This window comes from Advenella kashmirensis WT001 (assembly GCF_000219915.2).
Lineage (GTDB): Bacteria > Pseudomonadota > Gammaproteobacteria > Burkholderiales > Burkholderiaceae_B > Advenella > Advenella kashmirensis.
Genome location: NC_017964.1, coordinates 3,738,453 through 3,763,164 on the forward strand (window position 1 = coordinate 3,738,453; position 24,712 = coordinate 3,763,164).

Here is a 24,712-nt window from a genome sequence, read left to right on the forward strand (position 1 = left end):
GTGAAAATAAGACATATCGAAATCTTTCACGCCATACGCACGACCGGCTCGGTCAGCCGGGCGGCGCGCTTGCTTAATATTTCTCAATCCGCAGTCAGCAAAACCCTGGGGCATGCCGAACTGCAACTGGGTTTCAAGCTTTTCGAGCGCGTCAAAGGCAGGCTGAAGCTGACGCCGGAAGCGCAGTCGCTGGCGCCGGAAATTGAAAAAATGATGAACCAGCTGGAGCATATTCGCTCGCTGGCGTCCAATATTCACCAGCATCCGGCAGGGTCGCTCAAACTGGGTTGCCTGCCAAGTCTGGGCCTGCATCTGATGCCACAGGCCGTGTCGCTCATTCGGCAACGCTATCCAGATATCAATATTGAAATCACTACGGGACATGAATCGGAACTAATCAGAAAACTGCGCTCGCGCGAGATCAATATCGCTTTCACATTCAAGCCGGATGAGTATCCGGACTGTTCAGCTTCCACCATTGCCAAAGTGAACATGGTGCTGGCCGGACCGCGCAGCGGCCAGGTGAATGACCCTCGCCAGGTAGACTTCCGAAAGCTGATCACGTATTCTGCGGGAGACCCTGTCACCCGCATCATAGAGTCCATGGCCATTCCGTATCAATTTACCAACCAGGTCAAGGTGGAAACCTATTACGTCGCTGCCGCCATTGCGGAGTATGAGGATCGGCTGGCGATTGTGGATGAATTCACAGCAAAATTTGTATTAAGAGACAAATCCCGATGCATGCAATTTGATCCGCCCATCACCCTTGATCTGGTGGCCATCTACCGCGAACAGGGACCACCCAGTACATTAGAGAAACAATTTATCGGGGGCGTACGGCGTCTGGTCAGGCAGGAGCAGGCAAACGGCATGCTGGCGCACTAACCGGCTGGCTACAACTTGCCGGGCGATACAGTCTTGCACTGCGGTTGGCTTTCGCACCTCCACTTAGAAGACAACTAGACCTGCAAATCAGGGCTTGACCAACTCATAACCGTACGGTTATTATTAAAATACATAACCGGATAGCTATGAATACTTCGACACCCCACTCTCACGATTTGCTGTTTCGCACGCTTGGTGATCCAACCCGCCGGGCTATTTTCGAGCGCCTCTGTCGCGACGGGGAGCAGACCGTGGCCGCCTTGACCGCACAAGCCGGCGTATCTCAGCCTGCCGTCTCAAAGCATCTGGCACTTCTTAAACAGGCAGGCTGGTGCTAGACCGCCATGAAGGAAGGCAGACTCATTACAGCGCCAAACGCAGCGCGCTGGCGCCGCTGGTCGATTGGACCAGCAAAATGACTGGCTTCTGGGAAAGCCGGTTTAACGACCTTGAAGCACTTCTCCAAAGGATAGATCAATGAACACAACCACATCTGAAATACGCTCAGTTGTATTAGAACGTGAGCTTGCCCATCCTCCTGAAAAGGTCTGGCGAGCGCTTACCGTGCCTCATCTGATAGAAGAATGGCTCATGAAAAACGACTTTGCTCCCGCCATTGGCCATCGTTTCAAACTGCAAGGCGACTGGGGCGGCGTGCTCGATTGCGAAGTACTCGCCATCGAGCAGAACAGCGTGTTGTCCTACACCTGGAATTTTGTTAACGACAATCCAGACTTCGATCTGAGAAGCGTTGTCACCTTTACGCTCACGCCAACGGCAACAGGCACCCATCTGCGTATGGAGCAATCAGGTTTCCGACCCGAACAAAAGCAAGCCCTTGGGGGCGCGAAATCCGGATGGCAACAGTTTTTTGGAAAGCTGGAGCATGTGCTAACCCAGGCAGAATAGCTGGCTGCCGCTTTACTGCGGGCGCCTGGCCCCTGCCGAGCGCTCTTTTTCAACAAAATCACCATCGACATAAAACCACCGCCCGTCCTCACGTACAAAGCGGCTCACTTCATGCAGGCGCGCAGCACGTCCGTTGTGGCGGGAGCGGGCAACAAACTCTACCGTGGCATGATCGTCGTCTTGCCGAGTATGCTGCCGCACCTCCAGCCCCAGCCATTTGGTGCCCGGCGCATTGGGTTCCAGTGACACCGGTCGGGTGCTGCTGTGCCAGGTGTCTAACAAATAACCAAGCTCATCCAATACGAACGCGCTATAGCGGGAGCGCATCAGGGTTTGCGCATCGGGCGCCATCAGGCGCAGCACGCCATGGTGCCAACGACCGCAGCAAGCCTCATAGCTTGACACGCTGCCGCAGGGACATGGCGACTGCAAGGGAAAGGAGGGGTCTTGTTTCACAGCAAAATTGCAAAAGTAATATCGGCAAAGAAGTATACCGCCCTCATGCTCGCGCCCCGGCGGTCTGGGCGGTCTGTCCGAACAGAATCTTCTTGCCTTCCTCGGTGACCGCTGGCCGGCTCGCAAACGGCTCGCCCCTGGCATAGGCGCGCACGGTAGCCGGCCGCTGACGAATCTGATCAAACCATCGATGCAGATTCGGGAACGCCTGCAGATCTTGTTGCTGGCGCTCGTGTGGCACGATCCACGGGTATGACGCCATGTCCGCAATTGAGTACTCCTCGCCCGCGATGAAAGGGCGGCCTTCCAGGCGACGGTCAAGCACCCCGTACAGACGGTTGGTCTCTTTAACATAGCGGTCAATGGCGTACTGAATCTTCTCGGGCGCATAAACGCCGAAATGGTGATTCTGTCCGGCCATGGGGCCCAGTCCGCCCATTTGCCAGAAGACCCATTCCATTACTGTTTTGCGCGAGCGCACATCGGCAGGCATAAATTTGCCGGTTTTTTCGGCCAGATATTGCAAAATGGCACCCGATTCGAACACGGTAATTGGCTCGCCACCGTCGGTGGGGGCTGTGTCGATGATCGCCGGCATGCGATTGTTCGGGGAAAAAGCCAGGAACTCAGGTTTGAACTGATCGCCGGCACTAATGTCTACAGGATGAATTCGGTAATCCAGTCCGGCTTCTTCCAGGAACAGGGTAATTTTGTGACCATTGGGCGTAGGCCAGTAATATAAATCAATCATCATTTTTCCTTTTTGCATGGGATGGGTCAGGCGTAAGTAACGTGAATGCGGGGCGAATCATTCCCTCGAGCAAGGTGCGTTCCGGCCGGGTTCTGGCCAGCACACGCATCCCGATGTGAATACCCAGCAGCATGCGCGCCAGCTCTATGGCGCTATGGCTGTTCGTGATCGTGCCGTCACGCTGGCCGGCACGGATGCAGCGTCGAAAGAATTCTTCTACGTGTCCGAGTACCTCGGTGACGATCTGCCGGAACTCAGGATCATGCGGCGCCACTTCCAGCGCAGAGTTCACAATCAGGCAGCCTCGTCGCTGCTTATCGTCCAGGGAGCGTTCAATGGTTTCCGTAAACAAGGCGCGTATCGCCTCCGGCGGGGACAGCGTTGCCTGCAACTGATGCGCACGGGCGGCAAAGCTGGTTTGCACGTAGTAGTTGAGCGCGCGGCGATACAGGGTTCGCTTGTCGCCAAACGCGTTGTACAGGCTTGCGCCGGTGAGCCCCATCCTGCAGGCCAGCTCCCGGACTGAAGTCGCTTCGTATCCGTGCTGCCAGAAGCAGTCTATCGCTGCAGCCAGCACGGCGTCTTCGTCAAACTCTCTTGGTCGGCCCATTGTCACGATCACTCAAAATAGTCTTGCCATAAGACAGGGGGTTATCCGTTATTTTGGTCATTCTAAAACGATCGATCTAAAATAGTCAAACATATGCTTATAACAAAAAATGCGCATACATTGCTGCAGGCGCATTTTGATGCGCGGTATGTTCAATGAGTATTCTGGCTAAAGCAACTGTGCGCGATTACCCACCACCGCAATTCACAATCACATTCCCCAACGACGTCCCACTCTCCACCGCCTGGTGCGCCAGCACAACATCAGCCAGCGGATACGTCGGTCCAATATGGTGTTCCAGCAGTCCTTTGCGCAGCATTGCCTGCACGCCGTCCAATGCGCGCAGCCTTTGTGCATGGGTTAGTTCATAGACCAGAAAAAAATGCAGCGACAGCGATCGCGGCAGCCACTGGCCATAGTTAAGGGGCACAACCCCGCGCTCATTGGAACCATAGCAGACAAGCCGCCCGTGCTGCGCCAGCACATGCGCATCCACCAGCGCAATTGTCGTGGACAGATCCATATCAATAATGGCATTCACACCCGCCCCGTCTGTCATAGCCAGCACACGATCGGCAACAGATTCTTCCTTATAAAGAATCGTGTCATGGACGCCACTTTCATGCAAAAACGCTGCCTTGGTTTGCGACCCCACGGTAGTAATCACGCGCGCGCCCTGCGCCTGCGCCATCTGGACGGCGTAATAGCCAACACCGGATGCACCGCCAATAACCAATACCGTCTGTTCAGGTTCAATCTGGGCCAGCTCCACAGCGCGAAAAGCCGTCAATGCCGGAATGCCCATGCACGCCCCCGCTTCAAACGACACGTTCTCGGGCAACTCGACCGCCTGCTCTGCAGGTAACACAATATATTCGGCTGCTGTACCATGCGCGCGATTGTATTGCGCGTTCCATAACCAGACCCGCTCCCCCACTCTGCCGGCATCTACGCCCTGACCTACCTGGTCGATAATGCCGGCGCCATCGCTGTGTGGGATAATCAGGTTCCAACGCACCGGACGCCCACCCGCCCTTGATTTCACATCCGAAGGGTTCACACCAGAGCACGCAAGCCGCACCCGAACCTGGCCGGCGTCCGCTTGTGGAACCGGTTGCTGTCCAACCTGCAACACCTGGTCGGCGGGACCATTTTTCTCATACCATGCCGCCTGCATCATGTCAGCGCCTCTTTTATGAAGCGATTGCTTAAGGTCCCCAGTCCCGTCAGACTCACATCCACGCGATCGCCCGGTTGCAAGTTCGGCGAATGGCCGTCCGTGCCCATCCACACCATGTCGCCAGGGTACAGGGTGAGATATCGGCTCATGGTGCTGATAAATTCCTCAATGCCAAAAAGCATGTCTGCCGTATCAAAGCGCGTACTTTGCTCGCCGTTGACCGATACCACCGTCTGCATGGTCGCAATTTGGGCATCGGTGCAAATCCATGGCCCCATCGGCTTGAATGTATCCGTATTCTTTGCACGCCAGAACGTGCGATCGGACGCCTGCCAGTTGCGTTCGCTCACATCATTGCCAATCGTGTAGCCAAAAATGCAATCCTTTACCTCGCCCACTGAAATATTCTTTGCTTTCTTGCCGATCACAACCACCAATTCACCTTCGTAATGGATGCGCGTGGCATCCGCAGGCATGATCACGTCCTGGCCGTGCGCAATAAGCGCGTTGTTCGCCCGATAGCCCACGTCCGGTTTTTTTGGAATCGTCAACCCTTCTGTACTGATGTGCTTGACGTAATTGAGGCCCACACAATAGAAGGTGGGTGGGACAATAGGCACTTCAATGGTGACGTCCTGCAATTGCAGTCGTGTTGCCGTTGTTTCATATTTGCCCAGCGGGTCTCCCCTGACCACTGTGATCGTGTCCTCATCACTGAGTATTCCGTAGCCGGTTTCGCCCTTAAGACTATATCGAAGCCATCTCATCGTTTTTCCCCTTTACGCGTTCGCTGAAAAAATCGTCTCTTCTGCGCTCAGCTCGGCAATCAGCCAGCTATCTGCCACCCGCTTCATTTGAATATGCACGTTGCGGATCGAATCAATACCCTGCAAAGGGCAAGGCCCCTGGACTGGTCCGTCGGGCTCATGCCGAATCACCAGCATATAGCCGCGGATCGTGCAACATTGCGTTTCGCATTTATCAAATACCAGATTTGTAATAATGTGCGCGATTCTCATGGTTGGCGAACGCTGCTGCAATGCCTGTTGCACTTGCTGCGGCCCCCTGAGCACTTTGCCCTGGCGCCGCCAGATCGCATCCGGTGTCAGCACCGCCGCCAGGCGCTGTAGCTACGTTCATCCAGATGGCGAAAAAACAGCATCACCTGATTCTCACACTGTTTCATTGCTGCATTCATACCAATAGATCTCCGTTACTACGATTCAAAGACGTGTGTGCCAGGACCGAGGCGTCAATATCTGCCAGACTGGGCGTGCCGCAAAGCTGCATCGTCCGTCTCAGTTCATCACTCAGGATAGTCAAGGCACGATCCACGCCTTCATAGCCGCCGCCCAGCACGCCGAACAGGTCGCTCGGCCTGAGAGCACCCCTGCCGCCCCCAGAGCAAGCGCCTTGAATACATCGCTGCCACGACGTATACCGCCGTCCAGCAGCACAGGCACGCGTTGATTGACGGCACGCACGATGCCAGGTAAGGCGTCCAGCGTAGCCAGCCTGTATCCAGTTGGCGCCCGCCGTGGTTTGACACAATCAGTGCATCCACGCCCACCGCCAGAATCGATTCAACATCCAGCGGATTGACAACGCCCTTGATAATCAGCCTGCCGGGCCAGCGATCACGCAGCGCGCGCAACGCGGCCAGATCAAATGCCGGATCGTAATTCATTCCGGCAACACCCTGCATCCTGGCCCTGTCCGCCTGCAATGTTGCCAGCCCCTGCAAACTTGGCATCACCGGCGGCTTGTGCAGCAACATATTGAGCGACCACCAGGCTTTCTGACAAACTGCCCGATGTTGCGATATCCCAATTTCATGGGAAAACTCAGGCCATTGAGCAAATCTCTTTCCCGCTTGCCACCAACTGGCAGATCAACCGTAATGACCAGCGCCTCGTAGTCGGCCGCCTTGGCACGATCAATTAACGATTGAAGACGCTGTTTGTCCTGCAGGATATAGGCCTGGAACCACAGCCGCCCGGGAGCCTTGTCGGCAATTTCCTCGATGGACGCCGTGGCCGACGTTGAAAGCGTGTACGGTATGCCATGTTTGGCCGCCGCCTGCGCCAGCGCGATATCGCCGCCGCGCCAGCCGAACCCGACGGCGCCGGTCGGCGCAATGGCCATGGGCAGCGCCATGGCAGCGCCAAATAGCTGCGTAGACATGTCCACTCGAGAGACATTTCGTAGTACACGCGGCAGCAGGCGGACCCGGCTGAATGCATTGCAATTGTCATGGAGCGTGATTTCGTCTTCGGCGCCGCCGTCATAGAAATCAAACACCCCGCTCGGCAACCTGGCGCGGGCCCTATCTCTCAAACGCGCTATGCAATAACAGTCATTGACGGCCATCCGCTTCATGTCTCGCTGCTTCATTCTGGCTTCACGTTGCCGTTCTTGATAACGGATTGCCAGCGCGCCTTGTCCTTAATCAGGAATTCGCGGAACGCCTCCGGCGAATTGCCGACAATGTTCGCACCCAACTGTTTTAGCTGCGCTTTCACCTCGGGCTTGGACAGCGCGGCCACTGCCGCTTGATTCAATTTGGTCACGATATCCTTGGGTGTTCCTGCCGGGGCCAGCATGCCGATAAAAGACGCGGCTTCTTCAAAGCCGTTCAGGCCCATGCTTTCCAGGGTGGGCACGCCCGGAAAGTCCGGATGCGGTTCCCGGGTACCGACTGCCAATATCCGCAAGCGCTTGTCTGCCACATAGTCGGCAATACCCACGCTGGGGTAGAACATAAAGGAGATTCGTCCGGCAATCATTTCCTGCAATGCCGGGCCATTGCCCTTGAATGGTACATGCACCATATCCAGACCCGCCTGTGTCGCCAGCATTTCTGCCGTCAGGTGGCCGATCCGCCGAACCCGGATGACCCGAAAGTGAGCTTGCCCGGGTGCGCCTTGGCGTCCGCAATCAAATCCTGCATATTTTTATAGGGCGATTTATAGTTTGTCACGACCACCATTGGCAAGGTCACAAAGTTGGCAATCGGCTCAAATACCTTGGTCGCTTCGTAGTTATATCGGTCCGGATACAGCAGGGGGTTTACGTTAAGAGTGAGCGAGGTTACCAGCACTTTGTAACCATCTGGTGCCGCCTGCATGATGTCATTTGCAGCAATATGTGCGCTGGCACCGGGCTTGTTCTCCACGACAACAGGCTGCCCCAGCGATTCGCTCATATGCTTGGCGACCACACGGGCAACCACGTCTGTCGGGCCGCCCGCAGAATACCCAAGCACCATACGGATCGGCCGGTCGGGATAGTTTGCGGCCCCGGCAACACCGGTAACCAGGCATGCCATCGTCGCAGCAGCGACAGCCAGATTTTTTATCAGCTTCATTGTAGTCTCCAATTCAAATTATGTTTTTTTTCGTAGTGCCACCCAAAAGGGTTTCGCTTAACGTTCATACTGCTCTGGAAAATATTCATCTGCCATGACTTGGCACCGCTTGATCAGGCGATGCTCATCCGGGCCGTAGTCCGCCACCGCATTGTGAATCGTGCCAATGTTGTCCCACATCAGCACATCGCCCTGAGCCCATTGATGACGATAGCAATACTCTTCCCTTACCTGATGTGTGAACAGAAACTGCAGAATCTCATCGCTGCGCGCCTGCGGCAGTTCATTGATTCTCATGGAATATCCCGGATTGGCATACAACACCTTGCGGCCGGTAATCGGATGGGTAAGAAAAACCGGGTGCGAGACCGGCGGCTTGCGTCTGCGCTGCTCCTCAGTCAGCGGTGGACGCGTGCTTCCCTTCTCACGACGCATCATGTCCCAGAACTTGTTAAAGTCATGCGTGATCGTCATGCCTGCCAGCTCTGCCTTCAGTTCCTCGGGTAATCCTTCGTACGCCGCATGCATATTGCAGAAGGCTGTATTGCCCAATGATTTACCATCACGAAAAGGAATCTGGATGCCATACAGCACGTTGCTAAAGGCAATGGTTTTGCTATAGGACATATCGGTGTGCCAATCCTGCCCGGCATCACTAAGGCCGATGGGCTTGCCGTTTTCTTTCATATTCGACAGAATCATGACTTCCGGATACTGCTCGTCATGAAACAGATTAGCGACGTTGATTTCCAGCGTGCCAAAATGCGCCGAAAAGTCACGCAGTTGCCTGGCAGTCAGTTCCTGGTCGGGAAAGCTGACAACGCCATACTGGCCCAATGCCTGTTCAATGGCCTTGTGATTGTCTGGGGTCAATGGCATGGACAGGTCAACGCCATAAATCGTGGCACCCAGGCTGGCGGCCTTTGGTTCAATTCTCATAAATGATTCCTCTACAAAAGTATTAAGCGGCCTGTCGCAGAATGGACAACACCTCATCGGCATGGCTAACCGGACGGGGATTTACTGCAAGTCCGCGCTCTGTCATGGTCTGCGCAGCAATCGGCGGCAGATCGTCAGCCGTGATACCAATACCGGCCAGAGACGCGGGCAGATCCAGTTGTTCAATCACATGTGCAATCCAGCCGGAAACAGTTGAATGCCTGGTACCGGCTATGCGATTGAGCACCGCCAGCGCGGGAGCCAGACTGGCGCTGGCGACGGATTCATTAAAGCGCAGCGCGTGCGGCAGGATGATGGTATTGACCTGACCGTGCCCCACGTTATGCCTGGCGCCAATGACATGACAAATGGCATGATGCAGGCAGGTCCTGGCCATTGACAGAACAATGCCGGACAAATGCCCGCCCAGCAGCAGACGCCAGCGCTGCGCCTGCTGGCTCAGGCCATCGTCTGTGAGCGCCTGGGCAAACAACTCAATCGATTGCAATGCAATACCGTCGGAGATCAGTGATCGGTTGCGCGAATACATACCCTCAAAGCAATGCGCCAGACCATTCATGGCGGTATAACGCATCAGCGCCAGGGGAATATCGCTGCTTAAGTCCGGATCAATCAGCACCGTGCGACTGGCCACCTGGCGATTCCAGAAAAGCAGCTTGTGATCGTCTTGCCGCACGCCAAACGATGGCGTCAACTCAGCACCTGAAGCAGTGGTCGGCAACGCAATGATCGGCAGTTTTGGCTTTGTCCGCACCGGGATTTCGACATTCGACGGTGGGGTAAAGCGAGTCACGTGATCGGCCAGCGTTCCGCCCTCTGCCAGCAGCATAGACAACGCCTTGGCAGAATCGGACACACTGCCGCCGCCCAGGGCAACAATGCTGTCGGGCCGAAAATCTGCTATCTCGCGCGCCATCTGTTCTACCCATGTCACGCTACTGTGGTTCGGCACCTGAGTGAACGCATGTAATTGCATACCGCCAAGACTTTGACGCAATGTTGCCCAGTGGTGCGAGTCGGCCATGCGTTGCTGCATCAGCACCACCGGACGAATACTGCCCAGCGCGCTCAGCTCTGCGCGCAAATCCTGCGCACAGCCCGGGCCGAACTTTACATGCGTGCCAAACAGGTGATAATCGATATGAGGGATAGTCATGAGATATAACAAAGTCGGAAATTACGGCCATTCTATGCATGAGAATTGCGTATGCATAGAAACAGATGGCAAAATAACTGTTTCCCATTGGCGAACACAGGTAGTGCACAACCATGAACACTGTCGAATGCATTGAGGTCTTTGTGGAGGTGGCAAAAGGCCTGAGCTTTACAAAAGCAGCCGAGCGGCTTGGCACCAGCCGCTCGGTTATTTCCAAGAAAATTGCCTGGCTGGAACAAACCTTCGAGACCCAGCTGTTACAGCGCAACACCAAGCGTGTCAGCCTGACGGAAAGCGGTGAAATTTTGCTGCGCAATGCCGATAGCGTGTCCCGTGCGCTCACCGAACTCAAAGACCTGGTGCGCAGCTCGGTGCAGCGCCCGACCGGCAGAATTCGTGTGGGCTCACCACCCTCTTTCGGTGCTGTTCACCTGGCGCCTGCTGCCCAGGCTTTTCTGCAAACCTATCCGGAAGTACAAATCACGATGCAACTTGATGATGGCCGCAGCGATCTGATTGCCGAGAATATGGATTTGTCGGTCAGAATTGCCCCTCATCTGCGCGACACCAGCCAGATCGCCTACAAAATCGCCGTTGTGCCGCAAGTGCTGGTAGCGACAAGCGATTATCTGAAACGGGGCAAGAAACCGAAACATCCTGCAGATTTGAAAGACCACAACTGCCTGCTGCACACATTGAAAGCCCCTACCTCTGTCTGGCAATTGACTGATACCCAAGGCAAGCAGCATAAAGTTCAGGTCGGCGGCGCTTTCAACTCGAACCTGGGTGAATCCTTACTGCATCTGGCGCAGCGCCATTACGGCATCTCCATGCATCCGCGCTACATGGTCGAGGAATTGATCGCCCAGGGTCGGCTTCAGGTGGTGCTACCCGACTACAAATGTGAAGGACTGGATATTTACGCGGTCATCCAAAGCAAACGCTACCTGCCATACAAGGTGCGCCTGTTCATTGACCACCTGCGCGGGTATTTTCAGGATATGAACTGGACTAGTACGTCGGGTAAATTGTGAATGTGCGGGTGGCGTTGGGGTTGAACACGATTGCGATGCTTTTAGGGAGCTAGAGATCACCAGCTCGGAAGCTGCGAATTGCTTTTTTCGATGATCTTGATACTATCTGTTTACGTTACTAACGCCTTACGTTACTATACGATCAAGTCCTTTGCTTGTCCGGACAGGGCATGACGCCGAGCGCGTAGAAATTGTGGACTATCACTAGGAGGTGACTATGCGTACCGTACCTTATCCAACGCCTGGCGAAATACTGCAGGAAGAGTTTCTGAAACCCATGAACATCAGCCAGTATCGGCTGGCAAAAGAGATTGGCGTATCACAAAGACGCATTGGTGAGATTATCGCCGGCAATCGCGCCGTGACGGTAGACACCGGCCTGCGTTTGTCGCGCTATTTTGGTACCTCTGATGAGTTTTGGACAGGTTTGCAATTGAGCTACGATCAGGCGCGAGCAAAAGATGCGCTGGCCGATGTACTGGCTAAAATCAAACCCCTGGAGCAAGCTCAAATATAGCAATTGCAATTTCTGATAAAAATTTTTCCTGTCAGCAATATTACTCAATGGATAGATATCGTCTGAGAGCAGCATTGCTACGCTGCTTCGGATGAACAACAGAAGGCGAGTCGCTGGATGACGGGTAAATCAGATGTTCGCTTAATATGAAATAACAATATTACTTTACCAAATGAAAAAAAACCTGACCAGCCAGGATATTGCCCTTCTAGCAGGCGTATCGCAAAGCACAGTATCACGTGTGATCAGAAATCACCCCAGTATCAAGAGCGAAACACGCAAACATGTGCTGCAAGTAATTCAGGAACATGGCTATACGCCAAACGCTGCAGCACGCCAGATGAAGACCAATCGCAGTGGCGCCATCGCTGTGGTACTGGCCAACCTGACAAATCCACTATACCCTTGTCTTTTGCACCTGCTCGTCAATCAGTTGGCGAGTCATGGTTTAAAAACCACGATATGGGAAACAAGCACTGAGCTGGACGATGCGACGGCGAGCGCGATTGCTGAAAGCGATGTGGACGGTGTTATCTTCGCAACAGCCGTTGCGTCATCCAGGCGCCAACACCAAATGATTGCCCGTCGCAAGCCGGTTGTATTTTTGAACCGCAAGCTATCTGGTCAATCCTATGATGCCGTGATCAGCGATAACTATAAAGGCGGCCAAGTAGTGGCGGAATATTTTGTCAAAGGTCGGCGTCGGCATATCGGCCTGCTTACCGGATTTTCCGAAGCCAGCACAATTTTGGATCGTGAAAAAGGGTTTATGGAGAAATTGAAAAATGCCACCAGGCCCATTAAACTTATTCACCCTCCGTCCCAATTCACTGTTTTTACTTATGAAAATGGCTATCAGGCGATGCAATCTCTGTTGCGTTTAGCGCCCGATGTTGACGCCGTTTTTTGTACCAATGATATCATCGCAATCGGTGCGCTCGATGGCGCCCGAGCGTGTGGTAAGCGCGTTCCTGAAGACCTGTGGGTAATGGGGTACGATGATATCCCAATGGCTGGCTGGGAAGCGATCGGCCTTACAACGATCCGGCAGCCACTGGCAAGCATGGCTGCCCTGGTTGTTGACCGTCTGCTGCTGCGGATCGAAAATCCCGAACTTAAGCCAGAGACAGTCAGGCTTCCCAACAAACTCGTGATTCGAGAGACCACCAGCAAAATCGACCCATAACTTCCCGTATCGCCATCATCCTGCATTACCCGCTACACGCATCTGCAGTCAGGCTCCCAGCATAGAAGCGAAGGTAACGTACGAGCCCCAAATCGCCAGTGCCGTGAGAAATACAAGCATGATGGTATGGAACTTATTGCCCGCTAAATCACCCATGAGATCTTTACGGTTGATCAGCACAATCAAACCGATGGAAACCAGCGGCATAAGCACAACCTGTGCTGCATTTACAAATATGGTCAACAGAATAAAACCCGGCATGCCTGGAATTGCCCACATCAAAGGCAAAATGGCTACAAGAAAGTAAGCCAGGCGAAACAGAGGATCTTTGCTGGGTTCAGCCTTGTACTTTTCCTTGCGCTCAGGGGCAACGCAATACACACATTCCATTGCCATTTTCGGAAATCCAAGCGCATAGCCAATGACCGAGCTGAAACAGGCGCACAGCACGCCCAAATAGATGACTAACTCACCAAGCGCCCGGCCACCTGACCGAGCAGATGCGCCAAGTCATTGAAATTGGATATTGTTATACCACGCGGGTGTAATACTTCTGCCCCCATGACCCAGACGGCCAGATCCAGCACGATAATGACAAAAATGCCGAATAGCAAATCATACCGTTGCACTTTGCGATGCTCAGGTCGAATGTATCCTTTTTCTTTCATGAATGTGGGATAGAGCAAATTGGCAAGCGAACCGCCTACTGCACCAATAAGCGATATAACGATCAGTAAGGCGCCATAAGAGCCGACTGTCTGAGGGACCTCAAATGCAAAAGTACCAGCGACAATCGCGCCCACATCCGGTTTTGCCACAATGGCGCCGCCTATCAGACTCGCGGCCAGAACGACCAGAATAATTTTTTCTACATTTTCCAGATAGCGGTATACCGCCTTACCGGTAATCAGCACCGCCGCAATCACAGCTACAATACTCCAGAGCATGACGGAGCCAGATTCGCCAGTCAGATAATACAGAGCCTCTCCTGATCCTTTGATGGTGTAAGACTCATAGAAGTGGCCAAGAACGATGCCTCCAATTGCCAGCAAGATCGGATAATACTTCCATACCTTGGCATACCCTTCAAAAATGGTATGCCCCTGTATGTTCATCAGTTGATAGTTGGCGATAATGCTGACAAGCAGATAGCGCACAATCAATGCCAGCGCAAGCCCCCACATCAGGGTGTACCCATAATGGGCTCCTGCCACCGCATTGTCGACCAGATCTCCGGCCCCCAACCAGGTAAGGACAAGGACAATACCCGGTCCAAAGGACTTCACATAGCCCCAGAATGTTGAAGGTATGGGCGCGCCCGCGGGTGCCGGATCGGCATCAGGGACCATGCTTTCGGGATATGACGCCGCAGCCGCCTTCCCTGACGCTTTGATGTCAGTTGCATTTACAGTCATAGCTTTGTCTCTTCCTTGTTATAAGTCATTATTTCGCCTGTGATGCAGCCAACTAGTTTTCGACGTGTTTTATGGTTGCACCGTCTTTGTGGTTCAGGCGGTTACCATTTCAAGGTCCAGCGTGGTCGTTCGGCGTAACTCTCTGGGGTATTTTTTGTCATCAAAAGGCAGGCCGCGATGCATCGTCGCCCGGTTGTCCCATATCACAAAATCATTTTCTTTCCAGGCATGCCGATAGACGAATTCACGGGCGGTTGCATGTTCGGTCAACTCGCGTAGTAAGGCGCGACCTTCGGGCACAGGCCAGTCAACAATATGCGAGGCATGTGAGGCCAAATACAACGATTTTCTTTCAGAACGGGGAATGACGCGAACCAGAGGATGAACAGCTCCAGGCAACTTGGCCTTTTCTTCTTCTGAGAACTCGAAACCCAGCACATGACGCGAATAAACGATGGAATGAAAAACAGCCAGACCTTCGATTTTCTCTTTGGTTTCTTCATCCAGATAATCATAGGCAGCACGCATATCCGCAAATTCCGTATCCGCACTGACAGGCGGCACAACCTTGGCCGACAACATGGAATAACGCCCGGCTGGGTCATTAAAAGATGCGTCCGTATGCCAAAGCCGATTGCTTAATGAACTGACACGACGGCGGTCATCGGCTTTGAGCACCTCGCCTTTGTCATTTACATTTGAAATATCCGTAATGGCATTGGTTCCGAAACGGCTTTTCTCCAACACAGATAGCGACGTTTTAGTGTGCAACTCTCCATCCAAACGCTGAGCAAATGTTAATTGTTCATCGTTCGTCATCGGTTGATCATGAAAAACGAGTACTGCGTACTTGTCCATCCCATCCCGAATGGCCTGCAACGCTTGATTGTCAGCACTCCGAAGGTCGACGTGACTCACCTCACCAACAAAATGGGGATGAACGGGTGCAATTGATAAACTCATGATGAATCCTCCTCTAAAGCAGCAATAGGCTCGTGAATTATTGTTAATTCTTACAGACAGGCAGGTCAATTTCCGAAGGTGACGACCGAACGCCGAAGCAACACGTCGTACGCTAGCACTCTTGCAAAAAAATGACTACGTAATCATATTTTGCGACAAAAACCCTTAACCAGCAATCCGGAATTGATACTGGTTGTTACGTTCTCGTATTTAGACGCGTCTTAGCTTAGTTAAACTGCTGTCGCTTCTGCGCAAAAAAGGCGAACTCAAACCAGGCAATCAGATCGGATATAAATACGATAGAAGAATAAAAAAGACGCATTATGTATTGTTTCGGCCACGCATTAACCTGCGACTGGGCCACATGGTGACGGCCGATTTCATTCGCGTGACGATGATGCAACGACCGCTTTATTGCTCGCAGGAAAGCGAGCCGGCACGGCACATTAAGTAGCCTGCCAGTTTATCACAACAGGCATGGCTCGCTGCCCGACAAGTGAGCTATAACTCCCTGCAATATTCATGCTTACACTTAACTTGTATTATCATCAGTACATGTATATGATTTAATACGTTCTTTACATGCATATAATTAGAGGAGACTTTGCATGCACCAATCCTATTTACGTGCTGGCCTGCTCGCCGTCATACTTGGCTGCACGACCGGCTTTGCCGCCTACGCAGCAGACAAACCGCCGCTTAAACTGGTCGTGGGCGCAACGCCCGGGGGCACCACCGACCGCGTTGCCCGCGGGATTGCCCAGGAAATGAGCGGTATTCTTGGGCAAACCGTGATCGTCGAGAACCGGCCAGGCGCCGGCGGAAATATTGCCGCTGATGCCGTTGCCCGCGCTCCCAAGGATGGCAATACGCTTTTGATCAGTTTCACCAGTTTTACGGTTAATGCGACGCTTTACAAAAAGCTGCCGTTCGACCCGGAGAAAGATTTCACGCCCATCACCATGCTCGCCGAAGTACCCAGCGTACTGATCGCCCGCAAAAATTTCCCGGCATCGGATGTGACCTCGCTGATCGACATGGCCAAAAAAGAGCCAGGTAAATACTCTTTTGCGATAGGCGGCATGGGTTCTTCCCTGCATATGGCCACGGCCAGCTTCGAGATGGGCGCCAAGATCAAAGGCCTGACCGTACCGTACAAAGGTACATCGCCCGCCATACAGGATGTAGTGGGTGAACAGGTGGATCTGATGTTTGCCAGTGCTGTCAACGTAATGCCGCTGGCCGGCGGCGAGCGCATCAAGATTCTCGGCGTAACCAGCCCTGAACCAATGAAACAATTCCCTTCCGCACCGCCTATCGGCGACACCGTCAAAGGATTTTCTTCCAAAGCCTGGTTCGGCATGTTCGGGCCAGCCGGCATGTCCAAAGAGCGCCTGACTCAGTTGAATAAGGCCGCTGTAGAAGGTGCGCAGCACGAGAATTTTGTGAAAATGATTGAGCCCGAAGGCGGTACCGTGGTTACCAGTACGCCAGAGGAATTTGCCCGGTTTGTGTCCGAAGACATTAAACGCTATGCCGACGTCGTAAAATTCACCGGAGTAACTGCCGACTGACTGCCCCTATGATTGATAATCCCACGCCTCGCTACTACAAAATATACCGCCTGCTCAAACAGGCGATAGAAAATGGTCAGTATGACCATCAGGAGCGATGCCGGGAGAAAACGTGCTGGCAGAGACCTACCAGGTCTCGCGCCTGACCATCCGGCGCTCCCTGGATCTTCTGCAAAGCGAAGGCTGGTAGAGCGGCGCCAGGGTTCCGGAACTTTCCCTGCCGCGCAATGTTGCGACACAGCCTCTGTCGGCGGATATCAATAAACTGGTAGCCCATTTGAATAAAATGGCTCGGGCACCCAGATGCGTCTGCTCAGTTTTGAATACGAAACCGCCAGCCAGATAGCGGCGCATCAACTGGAATTGCCTGCCAACAGCAAAGTGCAAAAGGCTATCCGTGTTCGTTATCACGACGACAAACCCTTTTCCTATCTGGTCACCTATGTACCGAGGATATCGGGCGGAGGTATACCAAAGAGGACATGACGCAGCAGCCCTTGCAAGCGCTCTTGAAAGGATTGGGTATCAAGCTTGGTTCGGCCGAGCAGGCCTTTACCGCAACGGCGGCCGACGCCCATCACGCCGATGCGCTGGATGTCGGCATCTCATCGCCGCTGCTATGTATCAAACGGTTAACCCGCGACACACAGGGACGCCCGGTTGAATATCTGATTGCCGTCTACAATCCTGAACGATTCGAGTATCGCATGGCGCTATCGAATAAGCGCTCCAAAGGAATCGACGGCTGGATTGTGAACGACACGCAGGCGTAGTTGAGTTATTGACCCTCTTCATGCGCATCGCTTTCGTATAAATGCGCACCACCTCGTACTTCTATTGCTTACTCGTAACGCGCAGCCTGCTCCAGCAATGACGGTGTACCAATCAAATCGTTAAGCTGATCAAAATTGAGCATCGCATCCGCCGACCCGTTGGTCGAACCGTGCTGGTACAACTGGCCGTAAAAGCGCTCAAGCGCATGCGCAACCGCGCGCGCCGCAGCGCCGGGGAAAATCACAATGCTAAAGCCGATTTTCCCCAGATCGCTTGCCGAATGAATAGGTGTCATACCCCCTTCCACCATATTGGCCAGCAATGGCACGCGCCCATTGAACCGCGCACAAGTCTGGCTCATCTGTTCTTCGGAGCGCACCGCTTCTATGAAAAGAACATCCGCGCCACATTCCAGATAGGCTTCGGCCCGTTCCAGCGCTGCGTCCAGCCCTTCCACTGCCACGGCATCGGTTCTGGCCAGAATTAGCGTGCCTTGGCTGTGCCGCGAATCCAGCGCAGCCTTGAGCTTGCCACACATTTCGGAAACAGGAATCACCGATTTTCCGGCCAGATGACCGCAACGCTTCGGGAATGTCTGGTCTTCAAGCTGAATCATGGATGCGCCGGCCTTCTCGAAACCCCGTACCGTGCGCATGACATTCATCGCATTACCAAAGCCGGTGTCACCGTCCACAATAACCGGCAGACTGATGCGATCGGCAATGCGCGAGAGCGTCTGCTCCACTTCCGTATAAGTGGTCAGGCCTACATCGGAGCGACCCAGCCGGGTGTAGGCAATTGAGGCACCGGAAAGATACACAGCCTGAAAACCGGACTGTTCTGCAATCAGGGCAGACAAGGAATCATAAACGCCTGGCACAAGCAGGCAGGAAGAAGATTGCAGAAGAGTTTTAAGTGATTTCATTTGTATTCAAGTGTTCAGTTCTGGACCAGATGTCGACCAGAAGAAGGTTATTGACGAACGGACACCCGCCAATGCATATCGGAAGAAGGAGCAAATTAAACGGCCAGAACAAACGTCCGGCGACGAACGAACGCCGCGATCACAAGCTTCATAGCGCTAGCTGCCAGCGCGACGCTCACAGCCACCATTGTCAGGATGCGCCAGCCAGTTTGCGCTCCAGCTGGGCCAGCAAACCGCCAGCCGCCGCCATCTGAACCAGAAATGGCGGAATGGCCTGACAGGCAAACGTGTGCAACGGCTCGCTGCCGGTCTCTGTATCAGGATAGACGCGCAGCACTGATCGCTCCGTATCAATTTCAATATAACTGCCCTCGTCAATAGCTTCGGCCTGGGAGCATACAATGGCCAGCAAGCCCAGATTGAAGGCATTGCGAAAGTACAAACCGCTGAAGGACGGTGCAATCACTGCTTTAACACCCAGCTGGACCAGCACGCCGACCGCCTGTTCCCGCGACGAGCCAATACCAAAACCAGGGCCGGCAACAAGCACGTCTGCAGGCCGCAGCGCCGCGGCAAGACCAGGGTAGCGAGCCTCCAGGCAATGCGTAGCTAGCTCTGGCAGGTCCATTTTCATATAGGCCCCTGGCGCCAATGCGTCGGTATCAATATTCTCGCCAACTCGCCAAACGCGATATCTGCTCATTGTTTACCCTCCGCCAGCACGATCCGTGGATCTGAAATACGTCCCGTCAGTGCCGATGCGGCAACCGTGTAGGGCGAGGCCAGATACACCTGGGTGTCAGCCGATCCCATGCGCCCCTTGAAATTGCGCGCCGTACTGGAGATCACATTGGCGGCCCCCTTCAGCGCATTGCCATAGCCCGAACAGGCACCACAGGAAGTGGCAAATACCTGCGCGCCCGCATTAACCAGAATATCCATTATTCCTTCATCCTGCGCATCCTGCTGGTCACGCAAGGTGGCCGGCGCCACCATCAGGCGAACGCCGGAATCGACACGCTGGCCTTTGAGCACCGTTGCGGCGGCACGCAAATCTTCCAGCTTGGCGCCGGTACAGGCGCCGATGTAGGCCACCTGCACAGGTATATCACGCATGTGATCGACAGGATGAACATTGTCCGGACTGTGCGGCGCCGCGACCATAGGCGACAGCGTGCTGGCGTCAAAAGAGCGTACCTCGCGCTGAGCGGCGTCATCGCTGCGCCAATAATCCAGATCTACGTCTGCATTTACGCCCACCGACGCCAGATAATCCAGCGTGGTCTGGTCCGGTGCAATCAGGCCCACCTGCGCACCCAGCTCGGCACTCATATTCGATAGCGTCATGCGTTCCTGCATGGAAAGCGCCGACACCGCGCTACCGGTATATTCGACGGCCGCATAATTGGCGCCATTGGTACCATACAACCCAATCATATGCAGCATCATGTCCTTGGCCGTCACGCCGGCCGGCAGTAGCCCGGACCAATCCATGGCAATGGTCGGCGGCGTGCGTACCCATATTTCACCAGTTACCACCACGCCCAGCATCTCGGTGCTGCCGATGCCGAACATATACGCGCCAAATGCCCCGCCCGTGGGCGAGTGCGAGTCGCCACCGACGCAAAACATGCCCGGGCTTAAATGACCTTTCTGCGGCAGCACCACGTGGCAGATGCCAATAGAATCATATACATTGGGAAGCTGTTGCTCGCTGGCCCAGTCGCGTGCGATTTTCAGGATCCGGCGTGAGTCGTCATCTTCTTCGGGGACGTAGTGATCCATCACCAGGACCACCTTGGATTTATCCCAGATTTGGCCCCCGAGCTTTTCAAGCATAGGCTTGAGCCGGCGCGGACCACTGGAATCGTGAAACATGGCCAGGTCCACTGCACATGTCACGATCTCGTTCACCGCCACCTCCTGCCGGTGGCTGGCCCGGGCGATCAGTTTCTGTGCAAGCGTCTGCGCCGCCATAGCAAAGTCCTTTGGGAAAATATACGAAGTCTACCTTATTATAAAGATGTACTTACAACAATACAAGTATTGCGTATACACACCAAAACTCATCGCGCTCACCGGCCGGGACCGGCTCCAGCCATTTCGCAATGCCCGGGCCTACTATACGATCTGGATAGGCAGGCACACTCGGCCATGGCGCCGATTTTATAATTAGCAAATGAAACAAATTACATTATCGCTACAGTAATAATAATGTTTTGTTACGTATATGGTAGATACGCCAGTTGTAATTTATACCCAGATTGCGTACATTCGTTTGAGTAGTAATGTTAATGAAACAAGACTCAAAAAAACCATTAACTATCTGTAAATAAACAACATTCTAACGTTTTTCCGGCAACGCACGCATCCTTTTACCTAAGGACAACTCCGTGGATATTCCAAATTCGATCCAGTTTCGCTCCATTGTTGCACACACGCCACTCGGAGGCAGCCTGGGCTTTCGCCAGATGAACGGATCCGAAGGCCTGTCGCAATTATTTGATTTCGACGTCGAACTGATTGCCGACAATTACAGTCTGGACCTAAAAAGCCTGCTAGGTAAACCGCTCACGCTTGAAATTGAGACGCTGGCCGGATCCCGTTTTCTGAACGGTCAGGTCACGCGATTTGAGTTGATTGGCCGCGAAAATGCCACCTCTCGATATTACATATACAAGGCGACCGTCCGACCCTGGCTTTGGTACCTGACCCAAACCTCTGACAATAAGATATTTCAGCAACAAACCGTGCCGGATGTCATCAAGGAAGTCCTGGGCGAATACGGATACCCATTTGAAATGAAGCTCAGCGGCTCTTACCGCAACTGGGAATATTGCGTCCAGTATCAGGAAACGGATTTTGCGTTTATCAGCCGTCTCATGGAACATGAAGGTATTTACTATTACTTCAAGCATGAAAACGGCCAACACACCCTGGTAATGACAGACGATATTTCGTCGCACAAGGCCACGCCGGGATACGATTCAATCCCCTATTACGGTCCGGATCGCCTGGGCAAGCCCCAGGAAGAATACGTTTCCATGTGGGAAGTGGTCGCCCAGATCACACCAGACGGTTACGCAACCACTGATTATGATTTCACCAAACCTGGCGCAAGCCTGGATTCCGTATCGAAGCGTGCCGGCGGATCGCAAAACGGCAATCTGGAAATGTTTGAATGGCAGGGAGGCTTTCAAGAGCCCGATCATGGCGAGCAATATTCTCGTGTACGGCTGCAGGAACTGCAAAGCATTCAGGAACAGGTACGGGGCATCGCCAATGCCCGCGGCATTGCTGCCGGCTTTACCTTCAACCTGAGGAACCATCCCAGATCGACAGAGAACAAGGAATACCTGGTGGTCTCGGTCAATTACCGGATGAGCGTTGCAGGCTACGCCACCGGCACCAACTCCGAGGATTTCTATGAAGAATCCTTTATCGCCCTGCCCGCCTCTATCCAGTATCGTGCGCCCCGTATCACGCCTATTCCTCGCACCCACGGACCGCAAACTGCACGCGTAGTGGGCCCTGAGGGAGAGGAAATCTGGACAGACAAGTACGGTCGCATCAAAGTGCAGTTTCATTGGGACCGCTACGGTAAGAAAAATGAAAACAGCTCCTGCTGGGTTCGCGTATCCAGCCCATGGGCTGGCGGCGGCTTCGGCGGCCTGCAACTGCCCCGGATCAAGGATGAGGTCGTGGTCGACTTTATTGGTGGGTGTCCGGATAGGCCTATTGTATTGGGGCGGGTTTATAACGCCAATAATATGCCGCCGGTGGAATTGCCAGGCAAAGCATCAATTAGCGGGTTCAGGAGTCAGTCGGTGTTCGGGGATACCAGCACCACGAATTTAATGTATTTCGATGACACGCTGGGAGCAGAGCTGGTCGCACTGAGATCACAAATGAATATGATCACCAAATGTCTGGCTCAACTGGATATGGATATTGGTGCGGATCTTCGCGCGTGTATTGGTGGCAGTTCTCATACGCTTATTCACGGCAGTGAGTTCAAAAAAGTTATGAAAGAGCGACATGACCATGTCGTTGAAAAAACGAAATTGCATTATGAGGGCGGCCTTGAAAAAACGGTCAGCGCCGTCACGAAGGAAAAGTATAAAAACCGGAGTATAACGTCTGATAAAGTAAAGGAGAAACAGGGCGAATACCATCTGGAACGCACGGGTAAAACGAACGTCAAAATGAAAAAGGCTTCATATTACATTGACGGTGACGCAGATATCTACATAAAAGGAAAAGCCAATCTTGTGGTAGAAGGGGATTGGACGGCGGATGCCAATCCCGAAGGGCCGGAAGGGCCGGACGAACCAGGGACACCCACGGATCCGACCTTACTATCTTTGTGTTGTCCGAAATAAAGGCGCGGTATGGCTCGTTATCAAGGCACCTACACCGATATATATAAGAAAAAAGCAACGTACAACGTAATAAATGGCAAAGAGACCAAAACAGTTACAGGAGAGTCGACACAGAATTACAAAAGCGGAATGACGCTAACCATTGATTCAGGAAAGCTGGAAATACGCGCTCAAACCTTTCTCGACACAGCAAAAGTAGCAAGTTGGGATATCGATAACTCTCATGACTCGAAAGCCGGCAATTTAAGTATGTCCATTTATGCGGCAAATGTAAATGTGTTCGGTTTTTTCATGGTGAAAGCCTTTGGATGGCTTGGGCATCAGGCACGATAGTAACCAGTAACGGTGTCGCCCTTTGGATTAATGCGAACCCAATCCAGGTTTTGTATACAGTTGGATCTCTATCTGGGTTTACTGAGGTGGAAAAAACCAAAACGGGAAAAAAACCAAAGCTAGCGGTATCCGTATGGTCACGGTCAAATCGGAACATGTTAAATCTAACAAATCAAACGTTTCTTGAAGGGGAAGAATAATGGCGTTGTATAAGGGGACATTTGAAAACAAATACGAGGCTAACGTCACGACCACTTTTGAACAGAAAGAAAACGTGACGGTAAATGGAACCTCTACGTTGACTTATAAAAATGGCCTGCTGATCGATGCAAGTGGACAAACTTTCACCACAAACGACCAAACGTTCACCCGTAACGGCGATACCGTCACGAGGCAATACAGCCACTCATTCTCACTTGGTGTCGCCAACTTTGGCGCAGCCGCAAGCAATATTTCGAGTGCCAATATCACCGCGACACATGCTCGAACGAGGAAAACTGAGGTAGCTGGACTCTATACGCTAGTATATGGATTATTTCTTAATCCTTCGCCTTTTAAAGCCACCAACGGCAAAGCTACTTACCCTTATTTCCTTTGTGCTGTTGATGTTTATGTTTTAAATAAAGAAAAATGCGAAACACGTGAACGCAATGAAAACAATAAGGGTTATAGCTATTCCGGCTTAACTGTTTTATGGTAAGTAACCATGGCTCTTTTTAAAAAAGACACAACAGATGTGTACGTCAAGGACGCAACGTTTAATTACGAAAACGACCTGGAAAAGACGGTCAAGTCAGCGTCTACTCATACTCATCACAATACGTTGAGTTGGTTTACAGACAGCCAGATTACATGCAACGCACCTGAGATATTAGAAAAATATACGAATGTCGTGAAAATTGTAGGACTTGATTTCTATCTCTATTTCAGCAAAACAGCACATTCACCGTTCAATTTTGCTCTGTATGGATACAGTATGAACGTATCGGCTGTTTATCTGAATTGCTCGTCGTCAACCTATAATAGAGGGCGCCATTTCCTGCTCCCTTCGAAAACAAGACTTCATTTAGGTGTATTTCAAGTTCAAATCGGTAGTGTCGCGAAAAAAACAAGAAAGAATGGATTTCACAAAGGAGAAGGGTATAAAAAATTACAGGCGTTATATGTAAAACGTATCAAAGGCCAGAGAACAGAAACCTAAATTCATGAAAATAATTAAACCATTTCGTGCTGGCCTCTTAACAAGGCCATTCCAGTGGCGTGGGCAAACCAAACTGGCGTTCGGCGTATATATTCATGTTTGTCGTGACCGTCACGGCCAGTTTCTTGGTT

25 protein-coding genes and 5 pseudogenes are annotated in these 24,712 nt (G+C 52.8%); 13 read left to right on the forward strand and 17 right to left on the reverse strand.

Annotation, left to right across the window (positions count from 1 at the left end; all coding sequences use genetic code 11):
- From TKWG_RS17530 to TKWG_RS17540, 3 genes and pseudogenes are all read left to right on the forward strand, one after another.
- Positions 1-888: a LysR family transcriptional regulator gene (locus tag TKWG_RS17530; protein WP_014752118.1), complete on the forward strand. Its 888-nt coding sequence runs from the start codon at positions 1-3 to the stop codon at positions 886-888.
- 146 nt (positions 889-1,034) lie between these two features.
- Positions 1,035-1,369 (forward strand): annotated as a pseudogene (locus tag TKWG_RS17535) (ArsR/SmtB family transcription factor).
- Positions 1,366-1,797 (forward strand): SRPBCC family protein, encoded by a 432-nt coding sequence (locus tag TKWG_RS17540; protein WP_014752120.1) that lies wholly within the window; start codon positions 1,366-1,368, stop codon positions 1,795-1,797. Before TKWG_RS17535 ends, TKWG_RS17540 begins: the two are co-directional and overlap by 4 nt.
- Before the next feature lie 12 nt (positions 1,798-1,809).
- On the opposite strand, the gene TKWG_RS17545 is transcribed toward TKWG_RS17540, so the two are convergent.
- The 11 genes and pseudogenes from TKWG_RS17545 to TKWG_RS17590 form a co-directional block, all read right to left on the reverse strand.
- On the reverse strand, positions 1,810-2,253 hold the full coding sequence (locus tag TKWG_RS17545) for a YchJ family protein (RefSeq protein ID WP_041709623.1): 444 nt from the start codon (positions 2,251-2,253) through the stop codon (positions 1,810-1,812).
- 43 nt (positions 2,254-2,296) lie between these two features.
- Positions 2,297-3,004: a glutathione binding-like protein gene (locus tag TKWG_RS17550; protein WP_014752122.1), complete on the reverse strand. Its 708-nt coding sequence runs from the start codon at positions 3,002-3,004 to the stop codon at positions 2,297-2,299.
- On the reverse strand, positions 2,997-3,614 hold the full coding sequence (locus TKWG_RS17555; protein WP_041709625.1) for a TetR/AcrR family transcriptional regulator: 618 nt from the start codon (positions 3,612-3,614) through the stop codon (positions 2,997-2,999). Before TKWG_RS17555 ends, TKWG_RS17550 begins: the two co-directional genes overlap by 8 nt.
- Before the next feature lie 187 nt (positions 3,615-3,801).
- A complete protein-coding gene (locus tag TKWG_RS17560) occupies positions 3,802-4,794 on the reverse strand; it encodes an NADPH:quinone reductase (protein ID WP_014752124.1) in 993 nt (330 codons plus the stop codon).
- Positions 4,791-5,561 (reverse strand): fumarylacetoacetate hydrolase family protein, encoded by a 771-nt coding sequence (locus TKWG_RS17565; RefSeq protein WP_014752125.1) that lies wholly within the window; start codon positions 5,559-5,561, stop codon positions 4,791-4,793. The genes TKWG_RS17560 and TKWG_RS17565 overlap by 4 nt, the downstream gene beginning before the upstream one ends.
- A gap of 12 nt (positions 5,562-5,573) precedes the next feature.
- Positions 5,574-5,906 (reverse strand): nuclear transport factor 2 family protein, encoded by a 333-nt coding sequence (locus TKWG_RS17570; protein WP_014752126.1) that lies wholly within the window; start codon positions 5,904-5,906, stop codon positions 5,574-5,576.
- Positions 5,907-5,988: 82 nt separating this feature from the next.
- A pseudogene (locus TKWG_RS26180) lies at positions 5,989-6,377 on the reverse strand (alpha-hydroxy-acid oxidizing protein).
- Positions 6,371-7,188, reverse strand: a pseudogene (locus TKWG_RS26190) (alpha-hydroxy acid oxidase); the annotation flags it as partial. The pseudogenes TKWG_RS26190 and TKWG_RS26180, both read right to left, overlap by 7 nt.
- Positions 7,185-8,161 (reverse strand): annotated as a pseudogene (locus TKWG_RS27335) (Bug family tripartite tricarboxylate transporter substrate binding protein). The pseudogenes TKWG_RS26190 and TKWG_RS27335, both read right to left, overlap by 4 nt.
- Positions 8,162-8,218: 57 nt before the next feature.
- Positions 8,219-9,100, reverse strand: coding sequence for a TauD/TfdA dioxygenase family protein (locus tag TKWG_RS17585; RefSeq protein WP_014752130.1), 882 nt, complete (start codon positions 9,098-9,100; stop codon positions 8,219-8,221).
- A gap of 22 nt (positions 9,101-9,122) precedes the next feature.
- Positions 9,123-10,277 carry an iron-containing alcohol dehydrogenase family protein gene (locus tag TKWG_RS17590; RefSeq protein ID WP_014752131.1) on the reverse strand — a complete coding sequence of 385 codons (1,155 nt, stop codon included), beginning with the start codon at positions 10,275-10,277 and terminating at the stop codon, positions 9,123-9,125.
- 113 nt (positions 10,278-10,390) lie between these two features.
- Here TKWG_RS17590 and TKWG_RS17595 point away from each other — a divergent pair, with 113 nt between their 5' ends.
- From TKWG_RS17595 to TKWG_RS17605, 3 genes are all read left to right on the forward strand, one after another.
- Positions 10,391-11,311, forward strand: a complete 921-nt coding sequence (locus tag TKWG_RS17595) for a LysR family transcriptional regulator (RefSeq protein ID WP_014752132.1) — start codon at positions 10,391-10,393, stop codon at positions 11,309-11,311.
- Between the two features lie 217 nt (positions 11,312-11,528).
- On the forward strand, positions 11,529-11,828 hold the full coding sequence (locus TKWG_RS17600) for a HigA family addiction module antitoxin (RefSeq protein WP_014752133.1): 300 nt from the start codon (positions 11,529-11,531) through the stop codon (positions 11,826-11,828).
- Positions 11,829-12,000: 172 nt separating this feature from the next.
- Positions 12,001-13,014, forward strand: coding sequence for a LacI family DNA-binding transcriptional regulator (locus TKWG_RS17605; protein WP_014752134.1), 1,014 nt, complete (start codon positions 12,001-12,003; stop codon positions 13,012-13,014).
- Between the two features lie 48 nt (positions 13,015-13,062).
- On the opposite strand, the gene TKWG_RS21915 is transcribed toward TKWG_RS17605, so the two are convergent.
- The 3 genes from TKWG_RS21915 to TKWG_RS17615 form a co-directional block, all read right to left on the reverse strand.
- A complete protein-coding gene (locus TKWG_RS21915; RefSeq protein WP_148274578.1) occupies positions 13,063-13,410 on the reverse strand; it encodes a divalent metal cation transporter in 348 nt (115 codons plus the stop codon).
- 68 nt (positions 13,411-13,478) lie between these two features.
- Positions 13,479-14,429 carry an Nramp family divalent metal transporter gene (locus TKWG_RS17610; protein WP_050981662.1) on the reverse strand — a complete coding sequence of 317 codons (951 nt, stop codon included), beginning with the start codon at positions 14,427-14,429 and terminating at the stop codon, positions 13,479-13,481.
- A gap of 93 nt (positions 14,430-14,522) precedes the next feature.
- Positions 14,523-15,392: a TauD/TfdA dioxygenase family protein gene (locus TKWG_RS17615; protein ID WP_014752135.1), complete on the reverse strand. Its 870-nt coding sequence runs from the start codon at positions 15,390-15,392 to the stop codon at positions 14,523-14,525.
- A gap of 608 nt (positions 15,393-16,000) precedes the next feature.
- Here TKWG_RS17615 and TKWG_RS17620 point away from each other — a divergent pair.
- The 3 genes and pseudogenes from TKWG_RS17620 to TKWG_RS25480 all read left to right on the forward strand — a co-directional run bounded on the left by TKWG_RS17620 (position 16,001) and on the right by TKWG_RS25480 (position 17,739).
- Positions 16,001-16,966, forward strand: a complete 966-nt coding sequence (locus TKWG_RS17620; protein WP_014752136.1) for a Bug family tripartite tricarboxylate transporter substrate binding protein — start codon at positions 16,001-16,003, stop codon at positions 16,964-16,966.
- A gap of 97 nt (positions 16,967-17,063) precedes the next feature.
- Complete coding sequence (locus TKWG_RS22805) at positions 17,064-17,156, forward strand: GntR family transcriptional regulator (protein ID WP_014752137.1); 93 nt, start codon at positions 17,064-17,066, stop codon at positions 17,154-17,156.
- Between the two features lie 113 nt (positions 17,157-17,269).
- Positions 17,270-17,739 (forward strand): annotated as a pseudogene (locus tag TKWG_RS25480) (GntR family transcriptional regulator).
- 68 nt (positions 17,740-17,807) lie between these two features.
- Here TKWG_RS25480 and TKWG_RS17630 read toward each other — a convergent pair.
- The 3 genes from TKWG_RS17630 to TKWG_RS17640 form a co-directional block, all read right to left on the reverse strand.
- Entirely contained in the window at positions 17,808-18,671 is an 864-nt protein-coding gene (locus TKWG_RS17630) for an isocitrate lyase/PEP mutase family protein (RefSeq protein ID WP_041709626.1), read from the reverse strand.
- Between the two features lie 184 nt (positions 18,672-18,855).
- Positions 18,856-19,368, reverse strand: coding sequence for a LeuD/DmdB family oxidoreductase small subunit (locus TKWG_RS17635; RefSeq protein WP_014752139.1), 513 nt, complete (start codon positions 19,366-19,368; stop codon positions 18,856-18,858).
- On the reverse strand, positions 19,365-20,642 hold the full coding sequence (locus tag TKWG_RS17640; protein ID WP_014752140.1) for a 3-isopropylmalate dehydratase large subunit: 1,278 nt from the start codon (positions 20,640-20,642) through the stop codon (positions 19,365-19,367). Before TKWG_RS17640 ends, TKWG_RS17635 begins: the two co-directional genes overlap by 4 nt.
- Positions 20,643-21,058: 416 nt before the next feature.
- Between TKWG_RS17640 and TKWG_RS17645 the strand changes: the two genes are divergently transcribed.
- The 4 genes from TKWG_RS17645 (at position 21,059) to TKWG_RS17660 (ending at position 24,581) form a co-directional block, all read left to right on the forward strand.
- A complete protein-coding gene (locus TKWG_RS17645; RefSeq protein WP_014752141.1) occupies positions 21,059-23,047 on the forward strand; it encodes a type VI secretion system Vgr family protein in 1,989 nt (662 codons plus the stop codon).
- Positions 23,048-23,056: 9 nt separating this feature from the next.
- Positions 23,057-23,380, forward strand: coding sequence for a hypothetical protein (locus TKWG_RS17650; protein ID WP_014752142.1), 324 nt, complete (start codon positions 23,057-23,059; stop codon positions 23,378-23,380).
- 199 nt (positions 23,381-23,579) lie between these two features.
- Positions 23,580-24,080, forward strand: a complete 501-nt coding sequence (locus TKWG_RS17655) for a hypothetical protein (RefSeq protein ID WP_014752143.1) — start codon at positions 23,580-23,582, stop codon at positions 24,078-24,080.
- A 6-nt stretch (positions 24,081-24,086) separates the two neighbouring features.
- Positions 24,087-24,581, forward strand: coding sequence for a hypothetical protein (locus TKWG_RS17660; protein ID WP_014752144.1), 495 nt, complete (start codon positions 24,087-24,089; stop codon positions 24,579-24,581).
- The last annotated feature ends 131 nt before the right edge of the window (positions 24,582-24,712 follow it).

Bases quoted from the DNA above. Each gene is read 5' to 3' on its own strand.
- TKWG_RS17615 (WP_014752135.1), bottom strand. From the start codon at position 15,392: ATGAGTTTATCAATTGCACCCGTTCATCCCCATTTTGTTGGTGAGGTG.
- TKWG_RS17650 (WP_014752142.1), top strand. From the start codon at position 23,057: ATGGCTCGTTATCAAGGCACCTACACCGATATATATAAGAAAAAAGCA.
- TKWG_RS17555 (WP_041709625.1), bottom strand. From the start codon at position 3,614: ATGGGCCGACCAAGAGAGTTTGACGAAGACGCCGTGCTGGCTGCAGCG.
- TKWG_RS17660 (WP_014752144.1), top strand. From the start codon at position 24,087: ATGGCTCTTTTTAAAAAAGACACAACAGATGTGTACGTCAAGGACGCA.
- TKWG_RS22805 (WP_014752137.1), top strand. From the start codon at position 17,064: ATGCCGGGAGAAAACGTGCTGGCAGAGACCTACCAGGTCTCGCGCCTG.
- TKWG_RS17540 (WP_014752120.1), top strand. From the start codon at position 1,366: ATGAACACAACCACATCTGAAATACGCTCAGTTGTATTAGAACGTGAG.
- TKWG_RS17595 (WP_014752132.1), top strand. From the start codon at position 10,391: ATGAACACTGTCGAATGCATTGAGGTCTTTGTGGAGGTGGCAAAAGGC.
- TKWG_RS17610 (WP_050981662.1), bottom strand. From the start codon at position 14,429: ATGACTGTAAATGCAACTGACATCAAAGCGTCAGGGAAGGCGGCTGCG.
- TKWG_RS17635 (WP_014752139.1), bottom strand. From the start codon at position 19,368: ATGAGCAGATATCGCGTTTGGCGAGTTGGCGAGAATATTGATACCGAC.
- TKWG_RS17600 (WP_014752133.1), top strand. From the start codon at position 11,529: ATGCGTACCGTACCTTATCCAACGCCTGGCGAAATACTGCAGGAAGAG.
- TKWG_RS17585 (WP_014752130.1), bottom strand. From the start codon at position 9,100: ATGAGAATTGAACCAAAGGCCGCCAGCCTGGGTGCCACGATTTATGGC.
- TKWG_RS17565 (WP_014752125.1), bottom strand. From the start codon at position 5,561: ATGAGATGGCTTCGATATAGTCTTAAGGGCGAAACCGGCTACGGAATA.
- TKWG_RS17605 (WP_014752134.1), top strand. From the start codon at position 12,001: ATGAAAAAAAACCTGACCAGCCAGGATATTGCCCTTCTAGCAGGCGTA.
- TKWG_RS17590 (WP_014752131.1), bottom strand. From the start codon at position 10,277: ATGACTATCCCTCATATCGATTATCACCTGTTTGGCACGCATGTAAAG.
- TKWG_RS17620 (WP_014752136.1), top strand. From the start codon at position 16,001: ATGCACCAATCCTATTTACGTGCTGGCCTGCTCGCCGTCATACTTGGC.
- TKWG_RS17640 (WP_014752140.1), bottom strand. From the start codon at position 20,642: ATGGCGGCGCAGACGCTTGCACAGAAACTGATCGCCCGGGCCAGCCAC.
- TKWG_RS17560 (WP_014752124.1), bottom strand. From the start codon at position 4,794: ATGATGCAGGCGGCATGGTATGAGAAAAATGGTCCCGCCGACCAGGTG.
- TKWG_RS21915 (WP_148274578.1), bottom strand. From the start codon at position 13,410: ATGGCAATGGAATGTGTGTATTGCGTTGCCCCTGAGCGCAAGGAAAAG.
- TKWG_RS17655 (WP_014752143.1), top strand. From the start codon at position 23,580: ATGGCGTTGTATAAGGGGACATTTGAAAACAAATACGAGGCTAACGTC.
- TKWG_RS17550 (WP_014752122.1), bottom strand. From the start codon at position 3,004: ATGATTGATTTATATTACTGGCCTACGCCCAATGGTCACAAAATTACC.